Genomic DNA, 20,153 nt, shown 5'->3' on the forward strand with positions numbered 1-20,153 from the left:
CGGCCAAACCGGAAACCTTCTCCGTCACCGTCGCCTGATCACCGGAAACACTCACCATCACCGAACCACTGGCATTACTGCCATTGATCGCACCCAAATTAGCCTGGTACGACGCGTCACCGGCAGCCATCGCCGGAGCACCCGAAAAAGCCAAAGCACCCAGCGCCAACACCGGAGCCACCAACAAAGCAGATTTCATATTCATAGAAAACATCCTCCTATATGCATTGGACGCTCCAACACTGGTTGCGCCCCCTTGATTACATAGAACAATTCGCAGTGATACAAAGCACGGATGGGTCCGGACTGAAAATATTTTTCGAGGCTTCTCCAGACGGGAGCAGGGTCGACTCAGACTTTGGACCGGCGGTATCCGCCCTGCTGCGCCGCCCTCTCGGTGGCAAAGCAGATCTCCGGTGCCGTCCGGGTGTAGAAGCGCTGGCCCGGCAGGTGATAGATGTGGCTGGAGGCATTGCCCTTTATGGGTGCCCACGATGGGCAGTTCCAATGACTCACCGGCTTGGAGGAAACCGGCCGCGGAACCACCACCGTCACAACGACTGCCACAGTGCCCGAGGATTTGAGCGTCCCGGTGGCTGGCAGCCGGACGGACCATCGACCAGTGGCCGCCGCATTGAAAGCTGTCCGGAACTGGCCCGTGGAACTCGCCTTCAAAGTTCGAACTGCCGCATTGGGCCTTGCACCATCCGGGTCGAAGTAAACCGTAACTGTCGTCCCAGCGGCCTTTCCCCAAGTCCGTCCGGTCAACCGCTGGGTCTGACCCTGAAGGGTGACTGCCCCATGGAGGGCCACCTTGGCCGGGCCGGCCGAGTAGCCCGCAATGCGGGTGCTCACGGTCGGGGCCGCCTGGGCTGCAGGTGCGGCATACATCGGCAAAGCGAGGGCAAGGGCAGCCGTAAAGGCGAGGGCGTATCGGGGCACCCGACGCACGCGCAATCCGGGGAATTGGTTCATGGGCTCTCCTGGGGTATCGATGCGGTTCAGCGCATCGATTGAGTGATAAGCCCTCACTCTATAGTCGAAGAGGCCGCGGGCAGGCAGGTTTCCTGACGCAGGCACGCGAAGCTTCAGGCGATGCGTCGACTAACTGCCAATAATTCCTTTTAACTCCGCAGAGGGTGCGCCCCTGGCACTAAAAAGACCCGTCCGAAGCTCCGAAGAGATTCGAACGGGTCTTTTTCCGCACCATTGCTGGTTCGTGGCAGATGAGGGATTCGAACCCCCGTAGGCGTTGCCAGCTGATTTACAGTCAGCCCCCTTTGGCCGCTCGGGTAATCTGCCGCGGCCTGCCGGTCCGGTGTCTGCAACCAGCAGTTATTCCCAACTTGTGGGAGCAATAAAACAATACAAGGGATTCCCCGCAGAATCGAATCGGGGTCCATCCTCGAAGCCCTCCGGGCGGTTTGGCCGATGCGCGTACCCGCGGCCGGGCGAACTGCGGCGTCTGCGTGTCCTAAGCATCGGACTGAATACGGCGGACTAACTGCTCTTCGAATCGTCCGGCTTGTTCTTCGCTGACTTGGCCCAGTGCCACCGCCCGGGCCAGATCCGCATGGATGCCATCGATCCTTGATCCGGAGGACGCGGCGGAAACGGACGACGACGGCGCGGCAGCGGGGGCGAAAGCTGTCACGGCCGCCAGCGCAGCAGCGGCCATGGCGGTTCCTGCGGCCAGCCTGGCGTTGTGGACTATGTATCGCCGCGGTTTCCCGGTGGACATGTGCTACTCCCTTGATCGTCCCGATTCCCTACTCATGTAACTCTGCCGCGGGGCATTGTGATCCCGCTTTGCATTCGCTTGAAGCGAACTGTGAATGGCTCCCTGACGGGAAGAGGCTTCCGGTGGCGGCAAAATCGTTAAGATGGATCTGAACAGGGAGTCCGGGGGCGGCTCCGACCGGACCACCAACCCGTAAGGAGCATTCCATGGCCAGTGAGTCAACATTCGACGTCGTCAGCAAGGTGGATAAGCAGGAAGTCGCCAACGCGCTGAACCAGGCGCAGAAGGAAATCGCGCAACGCTACGATTTCAAGGGCGTCGGCGCGGAAGTAGACTTCAGCGGCGAAAATATCCTGCTGAAGGCCAACTCCGAGGAGCGGGTCAAGGCTGTGCTGGACGTTTTCGAAAGCAAACTGATAAAGCGCGGGATCTCGCTGAAGTCCCTTGACGCCGGCGAACCTTTCGCTTCCGGCAAGGAATACCGGCTGGAGGCGTCCATCAAGGAGGGCATTGAGCAGGACATCGCCAAAAAGATTAACAAGCTGATCCGCGATGAGGGTCCCAAGGGCGTCAAATCTCAGATCCAGGGCGATGAACTGCGGGTCAGCTCCAAGAGCCGCGACGACCTTCAAGCCACCATGGCACTGTTGAAGAATTTCGAGGACGCGGACCTTCAGTTCATCAATTTCCGCTGACCGGCCGGCTGGCTATTGATGCACCATGGGGCCGGGAATAGAGTTCTGCTTATAACCCTTTCCACCCCCACAGGAGCACGACATGCCCAAACCTGACATCACGCCCGGCTCCCCCTGCTGGATAGACCTGATGACCTCTGATCCGGACAAAGCCAAGGATTTCTACGGCCAGCTGTTCGGCTGGACCTACGAGGCAGGGGACGAGGAGAAGTACGGCGGCTACATCACGGCCTTCAAGGATGGCCAGCAGGTGGCCGGAATGATGAAGAACGACGGCCAGTCCGGCCAGCCGGACGTCTGGACAACCTACTTGCGCGTTGATGACATCGAAGCATCGGTGGAGTCGGCGACGGCGCAGGGCGGCCAGGTCTATCTGGCACCGATGGAGGTCCCGGAACAGGGCCACATGGCCATGATCGGGGATGCTGGTGGGGCGGCCGTCGGGGTATGGCAATTTGGCGGCCATACCGGATTCCAGATCCATGGCGAGCCGGGCACACCGGTTTGGCACGAACTGCACACCCGCGACTACTCCGCGGCCGTCAAGTTCTACCAGGACGTCTTTGGCTGGGAGACGGACGTTATGAGCGACACACCAGAATTCCGCTACACCACCCTTGGAGCCGGACGCGACGCGAAAGCTGGCGTGATGGACTCCTCAGCTTTCCTGCCGGAGGGCGTGCCAGCCAACTGGCAGGTGTATTTCGGAGTTAAAAACACGGACGCGACAATTGAAAGGGCGCTGTCCCTTGGCGCCCAACTGGTGCAGCCCGCCGAGGACACACCCTTTGGCCGGCTGGCTACCTTGGCGGACCCCACCGGATCCACGTTCAAGATTTCCCAGGAAACAACTGACAACGGCTGATGTACTTGGCCGCGGCGGGCGCTCTCCGCAGCGGCCAAGCGTTCGGCATCAGCGCGCTCAAGCTCGTCCAGGCGCTACCCTGCCGGCTCCACCAGGCCGGTGTCATAGGCCAGCACAACGGCCTGGACGCGGTCCCGCAAGGACAGCTTCGCCAGGATCTTGCTGACATGCGTTTTAACGGTCTGCTCGGCGATGAATAATTCCGCTGCGATCTCCTGGTTGGAATATCCGCGGGCCACCAGGACGAGAACTTCGCGCTCGCGTTCGGTCAGCCCGTTCAGCCGAGCTGAACACTGCCCGCGCGGCTTCGTCCGGGCGAACTGCTCAATCAGCCGCTTGGTGACGGAGGGTGCCAGGAGGGCTTCGCCCGCCGCCACGACCCGGACAGCCGCAACCAATTCATGCGCCAGGGCGTCCTTGAGCAGAAAACCGCTGGCACCGATCCGCAGTGCGTCGTAGACGTAGTCATCGGCGTCGAAAGTGGTCAGCATCAGCACGTGCGGCGCCGCCTCCCGTTGCGGCTCAATGATGCCGCCGGCGGCACCGGCGGCACCGGCGGCACCCACTGCACCCACTGCACCCACTGCACCCACTGCACCCACTGCAAGGATTTTTGCCGCGGCCTCCAGCCCGTCCATCACCGGCATTCGAACGTCCATCAGGATCACATCGGGACCCAGCTGCGCCGACAGGGCCACCGCCTCGGCACCATCCTGCGCCTGACCCACCACCTCAATATCAGGCTGTGCGTCCAGCAGGGCGGCAAAGCCAGCCCGCACCATCGCCTGGTCATCGGCAACCAACACACGTATCGTCATCGTCCGCTCCCCGCTTCCGTCGGTGTCAGCGGCAGCGTTGCCGTGACCGAAAAACCGCCGCCACCCACGGGCACGCAGACCAGTGAACCGCCCACAATATTGGCCCTTTCGCGCATGCCCACGATGCCCTGGCCGCTGTTGGCTCGGTCCAATTGGGCCAGTACAGCACCGATTCCGGATGGGCCGTTGGAGACTTCCACCTGCAGATTCGGTCCGGTGAGCAGCAGCGAGACAGTGGTCCGCGAACCGGGAGAGTGCCGAATGACGTTGCTGAGCGCCTCCTGGGTGATCCGGTAGGCCGTCAGAGAGATGACTTCACTGAGACCACTGGCATCGAAGGACTCCGCCGTCGGACCCTCCACGGTGATGCCGGCGGTCCGTGCTGCGGCCATCAGCTGGGGAATATCCGAAACCCCTGGCTGCGGCGCCAATTCCCTGGCCCCCCGGTCGCTGCGCAAGGCTCCGAGCATGCTGCGCATCTCCGTCATGGCGCGGCGCGAGTTGGCAGCAATCTCATCAAACTCGTTCTTCAGCGGCGCGCTGAGGTCCGGATGGCGGTACTGCGCCGTCGTGGCCTGCACCACGACGATGGACATGCCATGGGCGACGACGTCGTGCAGCTCGCGGGCGATCCGGGCACGCTCCTCCGCCAACCGGCGCATCGACTGCTCCTCCGCGCTGAGGGTCTTTTCCGCCATCAGCTGCTTCCGGATGTTCTGCCATTGCCTGGTCACGACTGCAGCGACCAGCAGCCCGCCCGAAACCGACGCGTAGACCACCACATTAGTGGCCCCTGCCTGCGGAACCACCTCCGGCATGCCGCGGTAATTCACCGCAACCCCGACTCCGATGCTCAGCAGCCAGGTCACCGCCGGCAGGGACCAGCGGCTGCGCAGAGCCGCCACGCAGATCACCAGGACCTCGGTGAGCATGGCCACCACGGAGAACGGCATCGGTGCGCGCACCATGGAGTCGGTGACCAGCGGCAGTACGCCCAGCGGAATCAGCGAAAGCAGTGCCCCGGGCAGTGGACGGACCACTGTCAAGGCCAGCGTCGCGGTGTGGAAGATCGCCATGCCCAGACCAAACGGCAGCGCCATCTTGTACAGATTCACATTCAACGGGGCGCCGACAGCCAGCAGTGCAAAGCAGGTGGTGACGAACGCCAGCCACGCCCAGCTGATCTTTTTCAACTGCAGCCGGGGCAGCGCTGCTGCGGCCGATGCCCGCAGTGCCGGCACCGCCGTACCCGGTGGCCGCTTAGTTTCCGGCATGGGATCCCGGTCCCGTGGACGCGGGGTCGGCCAGCTCGGCCGTAGGTCCGTCCGTATCGGGGTCAGCCAGCTCCGCGCCCGCTCCCTGGCTGGTCCAGCTCAGCACCCGCCAGCCGCTCTGCGCGGCATCGTCCGCGAAGGACCCCTCCAGGATCACTATTCCAGTGTTGCTCAGGTCGTAGTTTTCGGGATGGGCGGCATCGATATTGCTGGCCCGGTACCCGGCCCACGTCCGGATCATGGCACCATGGCTGACCATAGCCACGGTTCCACCATCCGATCCCTTCTCAGCCTCCCGGACCACCGCATCGAAGCGCTGCAGCACTTCGGTCCCGGTCGATCCCCCTGGCATCCGAACCTCAAGATCTCCCAGCAGCCAATTCCGCACGGTGCTCAGATAGGCCATGATCGAGGGGACGTCACCCTTCATCTCCAGCTCTCCGGCCGCGATCTCGCGCAGGCCGTCCCGCACCTGCACCGTCAGGCCCAAGGCTGCGGCGAGTGGAGCGGCAGTCTGCTGTGCGCGGGTCTGGGTGGAAGCATACAGCGCCGAGGGCTGCGTGCCTGTAAGCCCTGCGAGCGCGGCCAGCAGCGCCTGTGCCTGCCGCGCTCCCAAGTCAGTGAGTCCCGGTCCCGGCACAGACGTATCGAGCAGATTGAGGACGTTCGACGAGGTTTGGCCATGGCGGATCAGGATCAGTCGCATAGCTCCATTCTTCCGTAAAGTCGCAGGGCCCACATATCGCCGCGGTCCGGTCATCGATATTGGCGTCCCGAATGCCCGCTCGCTACGGCTCTGGGTGACGGGCGTCGTAGCGGACGAACCTCGGCTGCCAGCGGGCCATCAGCCATACCGCCGCGATGCACAGGATACCTCCAATCACGGCAGCCATGGCCTCGCCAAAGACCTGGCCGGCTCCGCCGGCAAAGAGATCGCCGAGCCGAGGTCCACCGGCCACCACCACGATGAAGACGCCCTGCAGCCTGCCGCGCATGTTGTCCGGCGTTGCTGACTGCAGGATGGTGGAACGGAACACTCCGCTGACCGAATCCGCGATCCCCGACACCACCAGGGCTGCCACGGCGGCGACAATCCACGGTGAGGTACCGGCACCGGCATGGTGGCCGCCAAACGCGACGGCGGCACCCATCCCGGAAATGGAGGCACCCCACAAGGTGATGGACCAGATCACTGCGAGGCCCTGCCGCCGAATGTGGCCCAGCGGGCCGGAGAAGAGGGCGGCGAGCAGGGAACCGGCCGCAATGGCTGCCAGCAGGACGCCGGCAGTGGTGGCGCCACCGCCAAGCCAGACCGCTCCGATGGCTGGAAGCAGCGCCCGGGGCATTGCAAACACCATGGCGCACAGATCCACCAAAAAGGTCATCCGGACATTGGGCTTGGTGCCAAGGAATCGCAGCCCCTCCAGCACGGATTTGATGCCGGCCCGGCGCACCTCTCCCACGGGCGGCAGCGACGGGAGTTTGAACAGCGCCCACAAAGCGGCGGTGAAGGTCAGCACGTCCACGGTATAGGTCCAGGCGTAGCCAACGCCGGCAACCAGCACGCCCGCCAGCAGCGGTCCAATGGTGGTGCCAAGGCCAAAAATAATCATGCTCAACGCATTCGCGGCCGGCAGCAGGGCCGGCCGCACCAGCCGCGGAATGATGGCGCTGCGGGCGGCCTGGTTGATGCCGGCCGCGCCGGATTGTGCCGCCACCAGCAGGTAGAGCACCAGCACGTTCTGCAGTCCGGTCCAAGCCTGCACGGCAATGCAGATTGTGATGATCCACAGCACGGCGGAGGAGATCAGCGCCACCTTGCGGCGGTCGTGGGCATCGACGATTGAACCGCCGTAGAGACCGGAGATGACCAGGGGCAGCAGGGCGAAAATCCCCAGCAGGCCGACGACGAGGGTCGACTGGCTCAGCGCATACACCTGCAGGCTGACGGCGACCACCGTCAGCTGGGTGCCGATCGAGGACAGTCCAAGTCCCAGCCACAAACGCCGGTAGTCGGCGTTCTCCCGCAGCGGGGTGATGTCAGCCAGGAGATTGCGCACTGGCCAATCTTAGTGGAGGGGCAACGCGAACACATCCCGCTATTGCGAATTCCTCATAATAAGTGATTGACTGAAGTCATGACGACAAAGGACCGGATTTCGGGCAGGTCATGGGCTGGCCAACTTCATGCCCATGACCGGCGGGTGACCAGGCAGCGCCTGGCCGTCCTGGCCGCCGTCGAATCATCCCCGCACGCGACGGCGGAGGCCGTCGCTGAGGCGGCTCGAACCGAACTGCCGCAGCTGACCCTGCAGTCCGTGTACGTGGTGCTGGCGGATCTGACCGAGCTGGGAATGCTGCGCCGCATTGAGCCGCCGCATTCCCCGGCCCGCTACGAAACCCGGATCGGAGATAATCACCACCACGCCATCTGCACCCGGTGCGGCCGAATCGAGGATGTCGATTGCGCCGTCGGCCATGCCCCCTGCCTGATTCCCAGTTCCAGCTCCATGACCATTGCGGTGGCGGATGTCCTTTATCAGGGCATCTGCGCCGACTGCGCGGTTCCGGCTGTAGCCCCGGTTCATCCAACGCCTGGTCAATGAAATCCAACTCCAATCCAATCCAATCCAATCCAATCCAGGAGAATAATGACTGACCATTCCACAACGCAAAGCGGCGCTCCGGTCATCTCGGATGCGCATGCCCAGTCGACCGGTGCCGATGGCGCCATCGCGTTGACTGACCACTACCTCGTCGAGAAACTGGCCCAGTTCAACCGTGAGCGCGTGCCGGAGCGCGTGGTGCATGCCAAGGGCGGCGGAGCCTTCGGCGTCTTTCGGACCACTGAGGACGTCTCGCGCTACACCAAGGCCGCACTGTTCCAGCCGGGCGTGGAAACCGAGACGCTGACCCGCTTCTCCTCCGTGGCCGGCGAAGCGGGGTCTCCCGACACTTGGCGCGACCCGCGTGGCTTCTCGACGAAGTTCTACACCACCGAAGGCAATTACGACCTGGTGGGCAACAACACTCCCGTGTTCTTTATCCGGGACGGCATCAAGTTCCCCGACTTCATCCATTCGCAGAAGCGGCTGCCCGGCTCCAACCTCCGCGACGCGGACATGCAGTGGGACTTCTGGACGCTCTCCCCCGAGTCAGCCCATCAGGTCACCTGGGTCATGGGTGACCGCGGGCTGCCAGCCTCCTGGCGCGAAATGCAGGGTTACGGCTCGCACACCTACCAGTGGATCAACGCCGCCGGCGAGCGGTTCTGGGTCAAGTACCACTTCCATTCCCAGCAGGGGGTCAAGGCCATGAGCGGGGACGAGGCGGAGCGGCTGGCCGGCTCCGATGCGGACTATTACATCCGCGACCTGTACGAGAACATCGATGCGGGCAACCACCCGTCCTGGGATCTGCACGTGCAGATCATGCCTTATGCCGACGCGGCGGATTACCGCTTCAATCCGTTCGATTTGACCAAGGTCTGGCCGCATGCGGACTACCCGCTGATCAAAGTGGGCACGATGACGCTGAACCGCAACCCGGAGAACTACTTCGCGCAGATTGAGCAGGCAGCCTTTTCGCCCGCGAATTTCGTTCCCGGTATTGCTTCCAGCCCGGACAAAATGCTGCAGGCACGGATTTTCTCCTACCCGGATGCGCACCGTTACCGGGTTGGGACGAACCATGCCCAGCTGCCGGTGAACGCCCCGAAGAACCAGGTGCACAACTATAGCCAGAACGGCTCCGCGCGGTACCAATTCAACGCGCCCGCGGTGCCCAATTACGCACCAAACTCCAAGGGTGGCCCGGCAGCGGTGGAGCCCGCCACGGTGGGTGGCGGCTGGGAGAACGACGGCGCGCTGACGCTGGCCGCGCATTCGCTGCACGCTGCCGACGACGACTTCGGCCAGGCCGGGACCATGTACCGCGAGGTATTCGATGACGCCGCCCGGGCACGGTTCCTGGAGACGGTCTCCGGCGCGGTCGGCGGAGTTCAGGACGCAGGCATAGCGGAACGCGCGATTGCCTACTGGACCAACGTCGACGCCGACCTGGGTGCGAAGCTGCGTGCCAACCTGGGCAGCGAAGACAGCTCCGAGTCCGAAGCAGCCATCAAGTACTAACTGCCGGCAGCTTCCGGCCCCGGAAAGCACGGACTAAACACGACGGGCTGATGCCTGCGGCCATTTGGCGGCAGCCATCAGCCCGTCCTGTCCGTGCCGCCGGGGATCGTGGCCCTCCGGATCCTGCAGCACGGCAAAGTCATTTAGCTGAAGTCAGCTAAATCTCCGGCGGCTCCCTCAGCTCCTACGGCTCCCTCCGCTCAACTCCGGCGGCGGGAAATGTGCACCATTTCCTCCCGGGGAACCACTTTAATCCGCTGCCGTATCACCGCCGCCCGCTGGGCCGCATCCTCCGCCGCCGGGTCCGAAGCCGCCGTATTCGAAGCTGCCGTGCCGCCGTCGCCCGTGCCGCCGTCGCCCGTGCCGCCGTCATCCGCGGCCTTCCTGCCGGGTGCGGCGTCCGAGACAAAGGCGGCGCCGAGAGCCGTTTCATGCGCGTCCAGCGCCAGCCAGCCTTCCCAGGTGGTGTACTCCACGCCGCGGGACTCCAGCAGGTCCACAATGGCCTGCTCGTCGGGATGCTGCGCCTTCGGCAGGTTTAGCCGGTCCTCCAGCAGGTACCCAATGGTCTCCAGCGCATCGCCCTTGGTGCTCCCGATCAGCCCGACGGGGCCGCGTTTGATCCATCCCGTTGCGTACACGCCGGGCACTGCGGTGCCGTCGGCGTCCAGGACGCGTCCACCCTCATTGGGGATGACACCGCGTTGTTCGTCAAAACCCACTTCGGGCAGTTCCGAGCCGAAGTAACCAATGGCCCGAGAGACGGCCTGCACCGGATATTCGACGAAGCTGCCGGTACCTCGGGCGCGGCCGGTGCCGTCCAGCTCCATCCGCTCAAACGTAATGCCGCTGACCTTCCCGTCCGTGCCGGTGATCTCCACCGGGCTGTGCAGGAAATGCAGGTGCAGCCGGCGGGAGGCGGGATGCTGGGCGTGCTCGGGCTCCTCGGCCAGCCAATTGGTCAGGGTGTTAACCATTGTCTTAATCTGGTTGTTGGTCCGGACCGCTTCATCGGAGGCGGCGTCGAACTCGAAATCCTCTGGATACAACACGATGTCCACATCCTTGGAGTGCGAGAGCTCCCGCAGTTCCAGTGGCGTGAACTTCACCTGCGCCGGGCCGCGGCGGCCAAAGATGTGCACATCCGTCACGGGGGAGGTTTTCAACCGTTGATAGACGTTGTCCGGTATCTCGGTCACCAGCAGGTCGTCGGCGTGCTTGGAGAGCATCCGGGCCACATCCAGCGCCACGTTGCCATTGCCCAAGACGGCGATTTCCTTGGCCTCCAGCGGCCATTCCCGGGGAACATCGGGGTGTCCGTCGTACCAGGAGACGAAGTCCGCCCCGCCGAACGAGCCCTCCAGTTCGACGCCGGGAATCTGCAGGGCGGCGTCCTTGATGGCCCCGGTGGAAAAGATGACGGCATCATAGAACTCACGAAAGTCGGACAGGGTCAGATCCCGGCCATATGTCACGTTGCCCAGGAACCGGATGTCCCCCCGGTCCAGCACTTTGTGCAGGGCACCCACGATGCCTTTGATCCGCGGATGATCCGGCGCCACACCGTAACGAATCAAGCCATACGGCGCGGGATGCGCTTCGAAGAGATCGATGCTGACTTCCAGATGTCCGTCCCGGACTTCCTGGGACTTCGTGAGGATATCGGCGGCATATACCCCGGCCGGGCCGGCGCCGATAATGGCCACCCGAAAGGGGCGGGTGGTTGCCAGGTTAGACACTGCAGAGTCCTTCCGAACTTCGGTCAATACTCGATTGCGGCTGCCCGCCGGCCGGCTTTTGCCGGGGGCACTGCCTCCAGTCTAATTGGCACCCTGGGCCTGGGTTAAAGACGTGATCCAGGCAATAGCGCAGGCTGGACGCCACGCAAATGCTGCCGTAGGCCGGTGCTTCGGGGCACCAGTCCGGGTTTCAGGCCACCTTAAGCCGGGTGGCTCTGGAATAGCCGGGCCAAAGCTGGTGTTGTTTTCCTTGTGTCCGCCAGCAAAACATCCCCCGATTCCGTTACTTCCGTCCCGGCCCAGCGCCGCACAAATGCTTCCGACGCCGCCGCGCCAGCTGTGACAGCTCGCTCCGATGCAGCTGCTCCCCGCAGTGGCCGCAGGCGGCGGGCCGGAAAGCCCCAGCGCAGCGAGGCCAGCCTCGGCGTCCTGCTGGGCATCACCGCCTACAGCCTCTGGGGGCTGCTGCCGCTGTACTTCGTGATGCTGAACCCGGCTGGGGCGGTGGAGATCGTTGCCAACCGGGTGGTCTGGTCGCTGGCCTTCTGCGCCCTGCTGCTGACCATCACCCGGGCGTGGCCAAAGTTCCTCGCAGCCATCCGGGACGTCCGGGTGCTGGGCACGCTGGCCACCGCAGCCGTGCTGATCGCCGTCAACTGGCTGACCTACACCTACGGTGTCACCACCGGGCATGCGATCGAATCCTCGCTGGGATACTTCATCAATCCACTGGTGTCCGTGCTGCTCGGAGTCATCGTACTGAAGGAAAAACTTCGCCGCCTGCAGTGGGCCGCCGTCGGCGTCGGCTTCGCCGCCGTCGTCGTACTGACCGTCGCCTATGGACGGCTGCCGTGGATCGCACTGATCCTGGCCTTCAGCTTTGGCCTGTACGGATTCGTCAAGAAGCGTGTGGGTCCGAAGGTTGACGCTGCATCGAGCCTCAGCGTGGAAACGGCGGTGCTGACTCCGATTGCGGTAGCCGTGATGATTGTGCTGGGCGTCAGCGGCCAGGCAACGTTGGGCAACCACGGAGCGGGCCACTTCTGGTGGATGGCTGCCTCGGGTGTGATCACGGCCGTGCCGCTGCTGCTCTTCGGCGCGTCCGCCCGGCGGCTGCCGATGACCACCATCGGGCTGCTGCAGTACTTCGCCCCGGTGCTGCAGTTCTTGCTGGCCATCACCGTGCTCGGCGAAAAAATGGGAATTGAACGCTGGATCGGGTTCTGCATCGTCTGGCTGGCCCTGATCCTGCTGACGGTGGACATGCTGCGCAATTACGGGCAGAACCGGACCTTGCGCCGCGCCGCCGCGGCCCGCTGAACCGGGGCCGCACCTGAGCTGACCCGGCACCGGACCGCAGCGGCTATCCGGTTGCGGCAGGCAGATCCATATTCACCGTGAACATGACGTCACCCTGAGTGCAGGCATCCTTCGTCGGATTGCGGCCGTAGACCGGCCCACAGATGAACTTCAGCGTCATCTTGTTCCCGCTCACGGTACCGAGAAGGTGCGAGGGATGGGAGGAATGGAACACCGATCCCGCGGAGGTAAAGGCCCCGGGTTTGGTGGGAAACCTGACCTCTTCAACGCCTCCGCCTCCATCAGTCAGGTAGGTCACCCCGTTCTTGGGCGTCATCGCCTCCGCACCGTGCAGGTGGTGGCCGAGGTAGAGCCGGAGTTTGGGATATTTACCGTGCAGAGTGTCCACCGCATCCTGCAGTTCTGCGCGCAGCGGGTGTTCGGCTGAAATACTGCTGAAGACCGGGCGATGGGCCACGATTACGATCATACGAATCTTCGGATCGTTCTGCGCCGCCTGCATGATGGGGTCACTCTTCGCCTTGGCGTCGGCAGTGGATTGGTATTCTCCGCCTTCGGGCCAGAGGAAGAACCGGATTCCACTCGCGTCGAACCAGCCCCAATCCTCACCCTGACAAGAATTGGTGGTGGCGGGCGCTACGGCCGGGCATCCGGGATGGTTCAGCCGGGACGGCGTGTCGTTTGCCAACGTCTGTGCGTTCGGCATGGTCAGGCGGCCCTTGTAGTTGTCGAGCCTGTCCCGAGGGGTCCCCTTCGGTGCGGGCGGAGAGGTGGGCCCACCGTACTCGTGGTTTCCCCAGGCGAATTCCATGGGGGCAATCGTGGAGACCGGCTTGATGTCGTTGAAAAACTGGTGGACGGAACCCGCGCCGCATTTGTTGGCGTAGCTGATGTCACCGCCAAAGGTCAGGAAGTCCGGCTTTTCCTGGGCAATCTGCCGCCAGTGGTCGGCCACCCACGGCGTGTCACACGCCGAACCGGCCGCGGGGTCCTTGAAAGTGGAACTGACGTCGCCAATATCCACCCATGTGAAGTCTCCGGTTGGAGAGGTCTTGAACGTGTGGTCCGCACCGTCACCGATTTTGTAATGGTAAACCGTGCCCGCGGTGAGACCATCGATTTTTGCCTCACGAAATGGGCCAGCAATATCCACTGGGGTGATAACCGGAGCGGTGGCGGTGGCCGTGCCTCCGTACGATTCATCTCGGCCAAAGAAAACAGTGGCATCCGGTCCCCGCCAGTGCAGGACCATGGTCCCGGCCTGATCTCCGTAATTCGCCACGATTTCGTCGTCGTGGTCAGGACGCGCAGCCGGCTGCGCGTGTCGGCCTGCCAGCGCGGCTGCTCCTACCAGCAGGACCGCGATCAGCAGCACAAGTAAAATCTTTTTCGCAGAGACCTTAACGCGCACTATTTAACTCTCTTGTTGTTCCCAAAAATGCCGACAAACGTCACCCCACAAAGCACCCTTCCCGCAGGGATACGCCGTGCCCGCATTTCGGACGGAATTGCGCTGCGCTCGCTCAAGCTAAGAGTCGCCGATAACCACGGTCACGGTCAATGCGAATTTGCCCTGAATCAGCTGGCAATTCGCCGTCAATCATGTTCCTGTGAGCGGCTCGACCGGCGTACCGTGGTCGCTGCCCGACCGTCGTTATACGCTGTCGATCCGCTCATAGTCCCGGGGAACCACCACCATCGGCACCGGCAGGGCCCGCAGCACCTTGTTCGCGGTGCTGCCAAGGAACAGCTTCCGGTGCTGGGCCAGTCTGCTGGAACCTACGATGACCAGTTCGCCGTCCTCCCAGCCCAGGGAGTCGACGGCTTCCTCAATGGAGCGTCCATGCGCCAGCGTCAGGGTGGTGGAGCCCTCCGGCAGCCGGGCAGCGGCCTCGGTCAGGACAGAATTCACGTGCCGCCGGGCCGGGCTGAGAGCGCTGTCCAAGTCGAAGTCCTGCTGCCGAAGTTCATCCAGCTCCACCAGTGACACCAGCCGCAGCGGCAGATTCCGGCGCCGGGCCGAACTGACCGCAACGTTGATGGCCGCGCCGGCGCCCTCTCTCGTGCCGACCGTCAGCGTCAGCCGGGTCAGCGGTTCCGTCCGGCCATAACCGCGCGGTGCCAGAGCCACCGGAACCGGCGAGGCATGCAGCAGTGAATTCGCCACACTGCCGACGGTGAAACGCTTAAACAGCCCGTTGCCCGCCGCGCCCACCACGATCAGCCCCGCGCCATACTCCACCGCTGCTTCAATCAGACCGGCTGCAAATGACTCAGCCTCGCGTACGTGGAACTCGGCCGTGACCCCCGCGGGGACAAGCTTGAGCGCGCTCCGCCGTGCTGTCAGCACCCGCTGCTCCGAAGCGTCGACGCGGTTGCCGTCCGGATTCAACGCCACGTAGGGGGTTGCTTCGTTGACCACGTACACCAAATCCAGCGTGGCACCCTGCGTGCGGGCAATCACGGCGGCCAGTGCAAGGGCGTCCGCTCCGCGTTCATTGGGTGTGTAACCGACCACGTACCGCATCTAAATTCCCCTCGTTGAACCGGGCATATCCTTGGCTCAGACTTTACCTGTACGGCCGCATAAACGTTGCTGCCCCACATAAAACGCAGGCGCAACTACGTTTATGCGGGGCAGGGACCGTTTATCCGGGAAGAAGCCTTCAGGCGTGGGCGCGGATCGCCCCCACAAGCACGTCCAGCCCGTCCTCGAGCAACTCGTCGCTGATCACCAGCGGCGGGAGCAACCGGACCACGTTGCCATAGGTGCCGCAGGTCAGAATGATCACTCCGGCCTCCAGGCAGGCTGCGGCAATCGCCTTGGTGGCCTCCGGGTTTGGTTCCTTCGTGGTTCGGGCGGTTCCCGGCCGGACCAGTTCGACGGCGAGCATGGCGCCGCGGCCGCGCAGGTCGCCGACAATACCGCCGTCGCCCAGGTCCGTGATCAACGCCTCCAGCCGACGCTTCACCAGGTGCTCGATGTGCTGCGCGCGGGCATTCAAGTCATGCTCGCGCATAGACCCGATTGCGGCCAGCGCTGCCGCGCAGGCGACCGGGTTTCCGCCGTAGGTTCCGCCGAGTCCGCCCGGATGGACGGCGTCAAGCAGATCCGCACGGCCGGTGATGGCGCTGAGCGGGAGGCCGCCGGCGATGCCCTTGGCCATGGTGATGATGTCCGGCACCACACCCTCGTGCTGGCTGGCGAACCAGGCACCGGTGCGGCAGAACCCCGACTGGACCTCGTCGGCGATAAAGACGATCCCCTTGTCTTTGGCCCAGGCGGCGAGCGTCGGCAGAAAGCCTTCGGCCGGAACAATGAAACCGCCCTCGCCTTGGATCGGTTCAATCAGCAGCGCGGCCACCGAATCGGCGCCGATCTGCTTTTCGATCATGGTGATGGCCCGCTGAGCAGCCTCCTCACCCTTAATATCCGATTCCTCGCGGTACGGGTAGCTCATCGGGACCCGGTAGATTTCCGGTGCAAACGGGCCGAAGTTGGTCTTGTACGGCATCGCCTTGGCAGTCAGCGCCATGGTCAGGTTGGTGCGGCCGTGGTAGGCGTGGTCGAAGGCTACGATGGCGTCCCGGCCGGTCGCCAGGCGGGCGACCTTGACCGCATTTTCCACGGCTTCGGCGCCGGAGTTAAAGAGCACCGAACGCTTTTCATGATCCCCCGGCGTGAGCTTGGCCAGCTCCTCGGCAACGGCAATGTAGCCCTCGTACGGGGTAACCATGAAGCAGGTGTGCGTGAAGTGTTCGACTTGTTCCTGCACGGCTCCGACGACGGCGGGGTCGGAAGCGCCGACGCTGGTCACGGCGATGCCGGACCCCAGGTCAATGAACGAGTTGCCGTCCACGTCGACGATAACGCCGCCGTCGGCATCCGCCACATACACCGGAACGCTGGACGCCACACCGCCAGCCACCACAGCCTTGCGCCGTTCCGCCAACTCCACCGACTTAGGTCCCGGGAACTCCCCCGAAACCCGCCGCACCTGTTCCAACCGATACTGGATATCTGCCATCCGCTCTTCCTTCCTAAGTTTCTGATTCCTTTGGCCCCGCGAACTCGAAGGTGACCAAACTCCCAAGCGCCGGCGCCAATTTGTGCAAACGCGCACCGCCGCAAGTCGAAGCCGCCAAACCCTCAAGCCGCCGGGCCGTTTTGCGTAGGCGCGCATCGCCGACCAGAGCGCCGCGCAGGTCGCTCGGCGACCGAAGCGTCGCGGCGGGAGGTGTCTAAGCGCCGGCAAAACGGTCCGGCGGCGAACCCACTCAACCCAGCGGCCGTCGTCGTCGTCCTAACCCGTCCTAGGCGTCCAGCGCACTCATAACATGCTTGATCCGGGTGTAGTCCTCCACCCCATACATCGAGAGGTCCTTGCCGTAACCGGACTGCTTGAAACCACCGTGCGGCATCTCCGCGGTCAGCATAATGTGCGTGTTGATCCAAACGGCACCAAAATCCAGGTCCCGCGAGACACGTATCGCGGTGCCGTGGTTGCTGGTCCAGACACTTGATGCCAGCGCAAAATCGACGTCGTTGGCCAGCTCGACGGCCTCTTCCTCAGTCTTGAACGTCTGCACCGTGAGCACCGGGCCGAAGGTTTCTTTCTGCACAATGTCATCCGTCTGCCGGACCCCGTCCACGACGGTTGGCTCGAAGAAGAAACCCTTGTCCCCCACGCGCTTTCCGCCGGTGACAACCGTGGCGTATTCGGGAATATTGTCCACCACGTGGCACACGGCGTTGAAGTGGTTGACGTTGTTCAGCGGGCCGAAGTAGTTCCGGCTGTCATCCTCGTGGCCGGTCTCCAGCCCCTTGGCCGCGGTGGCCAGCGCGGCCACCAGCTCATCGTGGGCGGATTCCTCCACCAGCACGCGGGTGATGGCCGTGCAGTCCTGGCCGGCATTAAAGAAGGCGAACTCCGCGATGGACTGGGCGGTTTTACCCAAATCTGCGTCGGCAAAGACGACCGCCGGGGCCTTGCCTCCCAGCTCCAAGTGTGCCCGCTTCAGGCCGGCCGCGGCACCGGCAGCCACCGCAATGCCGGCCCTGACCGAGCCGGTGATGGACACCATGGCTGGGACCCGATGCTCCACCATTGCCGCTCCGGTGGCGGCGTTGCCGAGGATGACGTTCAGCACGCCGGCGGGCAGGATGTCCTTTGCGATGTCCGCCAGCACCAGGGTGCTTTCGGGGGTGGTGTCGCTGGGCTTGAGCACTATCGTATTTCCGGCCGCCAGAGCTGGTCCAATCTTCCAAATGGCCATCAGCAGCGGATAATTCCACGGTGTCACCTGGGCAATGACCCCCACCGGCTCACGCCGGACGTACGAGGTGAAGCCCTCCATGTACTCCCCGGCCGATTTTCCCTCCAACAGGCGCGCAGCACCGGCGAAGAAGCGCAGTTGATCGGCGCCCACCGCAACTTCCTCGTCAGCAATCATCTGCCGGACCTGACCGGTATTTCGGTGCTGTGCCTCAACCAGCTCAGCACTGCGGGCCTCAAGGGCATCCGCCAATTTGAGCAGCATCCCCTGGCGCTGTCCGGGGGTGGTCCGCTTCCACGAACGGAATGCCGCCGCGGCAGCCGTCATGGCCGCATCCACATCCGCTTTTACGGATACGGGGGCCTCGGCCACGTTCTGCCCATTGGTGGGATTGATGATCGCCAGCGATTCGGTCCCGTTTACCGGGACAAATTCGCCGTTGATGAAGTTCTGCAAGGTCTGGACCACGGTGTACAACCCTCTCCGATCGAATGTCCACGCACCGGGAATAGGGTTACGGGACCTCTGCTGAGCTTAGGGCAAGCGGCGCCCAGCGGGGAATGGCCGGTTGCACTATTGTCCGCGGCAGCTTGGTGCGTTTGTATAGTTATCCTATGGCCCTCACCTTGGCGGACTTACTGACCGTTCCACCCCTGCATCTGCGCCTTCTCGGCTCCGCGGAGTCCACCCTCAGCGCGCCAATCCTCTGGGCGGCCGTGACCGAGCTGGAGAATCCTCAGCCATTCCTCAGCGGTGGGGAACTGGTGCTGACCACCGGCGTTCGCCAACTCACTGCCGCGACACAGCGGGCCTTCGTGCGGCAGATCAAACGTGCGGGAGCGGTGGGTGTGGGATTTGGCATCGGCCTGGGACATGACGAGGTTCCGCAGGCCCTGATCGCGGAGGCGAACCGCTGGGGCGTGCCGGTGGTGGAAGTGCCTTATGGCACCCCGTTCATCGCCATCGGCAAGCTGGTGGCTGATTCGCGTTCGACGGATCACTACGCCAAATTGGAGCGGCTGCTGGCCCAGCATCAGGTGCTGGCCCAGTCGCTGCTGTCCGGCGGCGGACTTGGCGCGCTGCTGGACAAACTCGCGGCGATGGTGCGGACGGAGGTGGTGCTGACCCAGTACAACAGCACCCTGTTCAGCAGCCTTCCATCCGCGCACAGGATCACTGGCGAAACTGCGGGCAGGCGTTCGGGCGAAACTGCGGGCAGCGGTGCCGCGGGTAGCGGTGCCGGTAGCGGTGCAAGCAGGGGCGCGGACGGCGATGCCGGCGGCGGTAGCGCTGGCGGCGTCCACGGCATCGTGGTCGACGACGAACACTGGTTTCCGGTGGTGGTGCCCACCGGAAAGCGCGACGCCACCACGTTATGGCTGCGCAAGCCGTTCGATGACGGCGGCATCGTCGATTATGCCAAGAGCCTGATCAGTGTTGAACTCAACAACCTCCGCGAACGCCGGCACGCCGCCCGAAAGATGGCGGGGCAGGTGCTGCAGGACGTGATCCGGGGTTCTCTGGAGGGCTCCGACGCCGCCGCCAGGCTCTCGAGTGTGCGGATTAATCCTGCTGCCCGGAACATTGTCCTGCTGGTGCGGGTGCCGGCGGGCCAATTCCAGATACTGTCCTCGATGGCCCTGCCGCCGGAGCTGGACGCCGCCGTGGCGGCGTCGCTGGTGGGCGCGGACAGCAACGAACTGCTGGTGGTCTCCGCTGGCCCTCCGGGCGGCGCCGCAGCACTTGGCCGGGCGCTGAGCCGGCAGCTGGCCGATGTTGGCATCACGGCACCGGTGGGCATCGGCGGCGCCTATGCACAGGCCAATGGACTTCGCTGGAGTTATTTCGAGGCGAAGGAGGCCGCCGGGCGGGGCCTGGAAGTCAATGAACCCGAGCGGCTCAGCCTGACCTCGCTCCTGCTCGCCAGCGGTGACGTGCCGATGGCCGATATGGCCGCGGAAGCCTTGGACCCGCTGCTCAGCTTCGACGCCGCACACGGAGCCGAGCTGATCAGCACGTTGGATTCCTACCTGCGTCTGAACGGTTCCGTGGCGGCCGTGGCCGAGGCTCTGGCGCTGCACCGCAATACCGTCCGTTACCGGCTGACCCAAATCGCGGAGCTCACCGGTTACGATCCGGCCGTCACCGCGGACCGTGTCCAGCTGTGGCTGGCGCTCGCCGTGCGCCGCCTGGCGAAACCGGGACTGTAAAATGCCTGTGCGGCAGCCGCAGCAGACCGGGCGACCGGGCGGGCCGACGCACGGCAGCCACAGCACCCCCGGACCGACAGGAAC

Annotated in this window: 17 protein-coding genes, 1 tRNA gene and 1 pseudogene; 6 read left to right on the top strand and 13 right to left on the bottom strand. The window is 64.0% G+C overall.

What is annotated here, in order from left to right:
- From IV498_RS03495 to IV498_RS03510, 4 genes and pseudogenes are all read right to left on the bottom strand, one after another.
- Window positions 1-205: pseudogene (locus tag IV498_RS03495) on the bottom strand (hypothetical protein); the annotation flags it as partial.
- A 146-nt stretch (window positions 206-351) separates the two neighbouring features.
- Window positions 352-975 (bottom strand): sunset domain-containing protein, encoded by a 624-nt coding sequence (locus IV498_RS03500; RefSeq protein ID WP_269045165.1) that lies wholly within the window; start codon window positions 973-975, stop codon window positions 352-354.
- Window positions 976-1,220: 245 nt separating this feature from the next.
- Window positions 1,221-1,302, bottom strand: a tRNA-Tyr gene (locus IV498_RS03505).
- A gap of 172 nt (window positions 1,303-1,474) precedes the next feature.
- Window positions 1,475-1,741, bottom strand: coding sequence for a hypothetical protein (locus tag IV498_RS03510; RefSeq protein ID WP_269045166.1), 267 nt, complete (start codon window positions 1,739-1,741; stop codon window positions 1,475-1,477).
- 206 nt (window positions 1,742-1,947) lie between these two features.
- Here IV498_RS03510 and IV498_RS03515 point away from each other — a divergent pair, with 206 nt between their 5' ends.
- A complete protein-coding gene (locus IV498_RS03515) occupies window positions 1,948-2,436 on the top strand; it encodes a YajQ family cyclic di-GMP-binding protein (protein WP_269045167.1) in 489 nt (162 codons plus the stop codon).
- Window positions 2,437-2,518: 82 nt separating this feature from the next.
- Window positions 2,519-3,301, top strand: coding sequence for a VOC family protein (locus IV498_RS03520; RefSeq protein WP_269045168.1), 783 nt, complete (start codon window positions 2,519-2,521; stop codon window positions 3,299-3,301).
- A 74-nt stretch (window positions 3,302-3,375) separates the two neighbouring features.
- On the opposite strand, the gene IV498_RS03525 is transcribed toward IV498_RS03520, so the two are convergent.
- The 4 genes from IV498_RS03525 to IV498_RS03540 form a co-directional block, all read right to left on the bottom strand.
- Complete coding sequence (locus tag IV498_RS03525; RefSeq protein ID WP_269045169.1) at window positions 3,376-4,119, bottom strand: response regulator; 744 nt, start codon at window positions 4,117-4,119, stop codon at window positions 3,376-3,378.
- Window positions 4,116-5,393: a sensor histidine kinase gene (locus IV498_RS03530; protein WP_269045170.1), complete on the bottom strand. Its 1,278-nt coding sequence runs from the start codon at window positions 5,391-5,393 to the stop codon at window positions 4,116-4,118. The genes IV498_RS03525 and IV498_RS03530 overlap by 4 nt, the downstream gene beginning before the upstream one ends.
- The gene (locus IV498_RS03535) at window positions 5,380-6,099 is read right to left on the bottom strand and encodes a histidine phosphatase family protein (RefSeq protein WP_269045171.1); all 720 of its coding nucleotides are present in this window, start codon (window positions 6,097-6,099) and stop codon (window positions 5,380-5,382) included. Before IV498_RS03535 ends, IV498_RS03530 begins: the two co-directional genes overlap by 14 nt.
- Before the next feature lie 82 nt (window positions 6,100-6,181).
- Complete coding sequence (locus IV498_RS03540) at window positions 6,182-7,453, bottom strand: MFS transporter (protein WP_269045172.1); 1,272 nt, start codon at window positions 7,451-7,453, stop codon at window positions 6,182-6,184.
- Window positions 7,454-7,531: 78 nt separating this feature from the next.
- Between IV498_RS03540 and IV498_RS03545 the strand changes: the two genes are divergently transcribed.
- A complete protein-coding gene (locus tag IV498_RS03545) occupies window positions 7,532-7,999 on the top strand; it encodes a Fur family transcriptional regulator (protein ID WP_269045173.1) in 468 nt (155 codons plus the stop codon).
- A 45-nt stretch (window positions 8,000-8,044) separates the two neighbouring features.
- Window positions 8,045-9,523: a catalase gene (locus IV498_RS03550; RefSeq protein WP_269045174.1), complete on the top strand. Its 1,479-nt coding sequence runs from the start codon at window positions 8,045-8,047 to the stop codon at window positions 9,521-9,523.
- A 200-nt stretch (window positions 9,524-9,723) separates the two neighbouring features.
- Here IV498_RS03550 and IV498_RS03555 read toward each other — a convergent pair whose 3' ends face one another.
- On the bottom strand, window positions 9,724-11,262 hold the full coding sequence (locus tag IV498_RS03555) for an FAD-dependent oxidoreductase (RefSeq protein ID WP_269045175.1): 1,539 nt from the start codon (window positions 11,260-11,262) through the stop codon (window positions 9,724-9,726).
- Between the two features lie 339 nt (window positions 11,263-11,601).
- On the opposite strand from IV498_RS03555, the gene rarD reads away from it, so the two are divergent.
- Window positions 11,602-12,582: an EamA family transporter RarD gene (rarD, locus tag IV498_RS03560; RefSeq protein ID WP_269045176.1), complete on the top strand. Its 981-nt coding sequence runs from the start codon at window positions 11,602-11,604 to the stop codon at window positions 12,580-12,582.
- A 43-nt stretch (window positions 12,583-12,625) separates the two neighbouring features.
- On the opposite strand, the gene IV498_RS03565 is transcribed toward rarD, so the two are convergent.
- The 4 genes from IV498_RS03565 to IV498_RS03580 all read right to left on the bottom strand — a co-directional run bounded on the left by IV498_RS03565 (window position 12,626) and on the right by IV498_RS03580 (window position 18,327).
- On the bottom strand, window positions 12,626-13,957 hold the full coding sequence (locus tag IV498_RS03565; protein ID WP_269045177.1) for a hypothetical protein: 1,332 nt from the start codon (window positions 13,955-13,957) through the stop codon (window positions 12,626-12,628).
- A 279-nt stretch (window positions 13,958-14,236) separates the two neighbouring features.
- On the bottom strand, window positions 14,237-15,109 hold the full coding sequence (locus tag IV498_RS03570) for a universal stress protein (RefSeq protein ID WP_269045178.1): 873 nt from the start codon (window positions 15,107-15,109) through the stop codon (window positions 14,237-14,239).
- A 139-nt stretch (window positions 15,110-15,248) separates the two neighbouring features.
- The gene (gabT, locus tag IV498_RS03575; RefSeq protein WP_269045179.1) at window positions 15,249-16,610 is read right to left on the bottom strand and encodes a 4-aminobutyrate--2-oxoglutarate transaminase; all 1,362 of its coding nucleotides are present in this window, start codon (window positions 16,608-16,610) and stop codon (window positions 15,249-15,251) included.
- Window positions 16,611-16,896: 286 nt separating this feature from the next.
- Complete coding sequence (locus IV498_RS03580; RefSeq protein WP_269045180.1) at window positions 16,897-18,327, bottom strand: aminobutyraldehyde dehydrogenase; 1,431 nt, start codon at window positions 18,325-18,327, stop codon at window positions 16,897-16,899.
- Between the two features lie 146 nt (window positions 18,328-18,473).
- On the opposite strand from IV498_RS03580, the gene IV498_RS03585 reads away from it, so the two are divergent.
- Complete coding sequence (locus IV498_RS03585) at window positions 18,474-20,069, top strand: PucR family transcriptional regulator (protein WP_269045181.1); 1,596 nt, start codon at window positions 18,474-18,476, stop codon at window positions 20,067-20,069.
- Window positions 20,070-20,153: the final 84 nt, after the last annotated feature.

The organism is Paenarthrobacter sp. Z7-10, assembly GCF_026932795.1.
Lineage (GTDB): Bacteria > Actinomycetota > Actinomycetes > Actinomycetales > Micrococcaceae > Arthrobacter_M.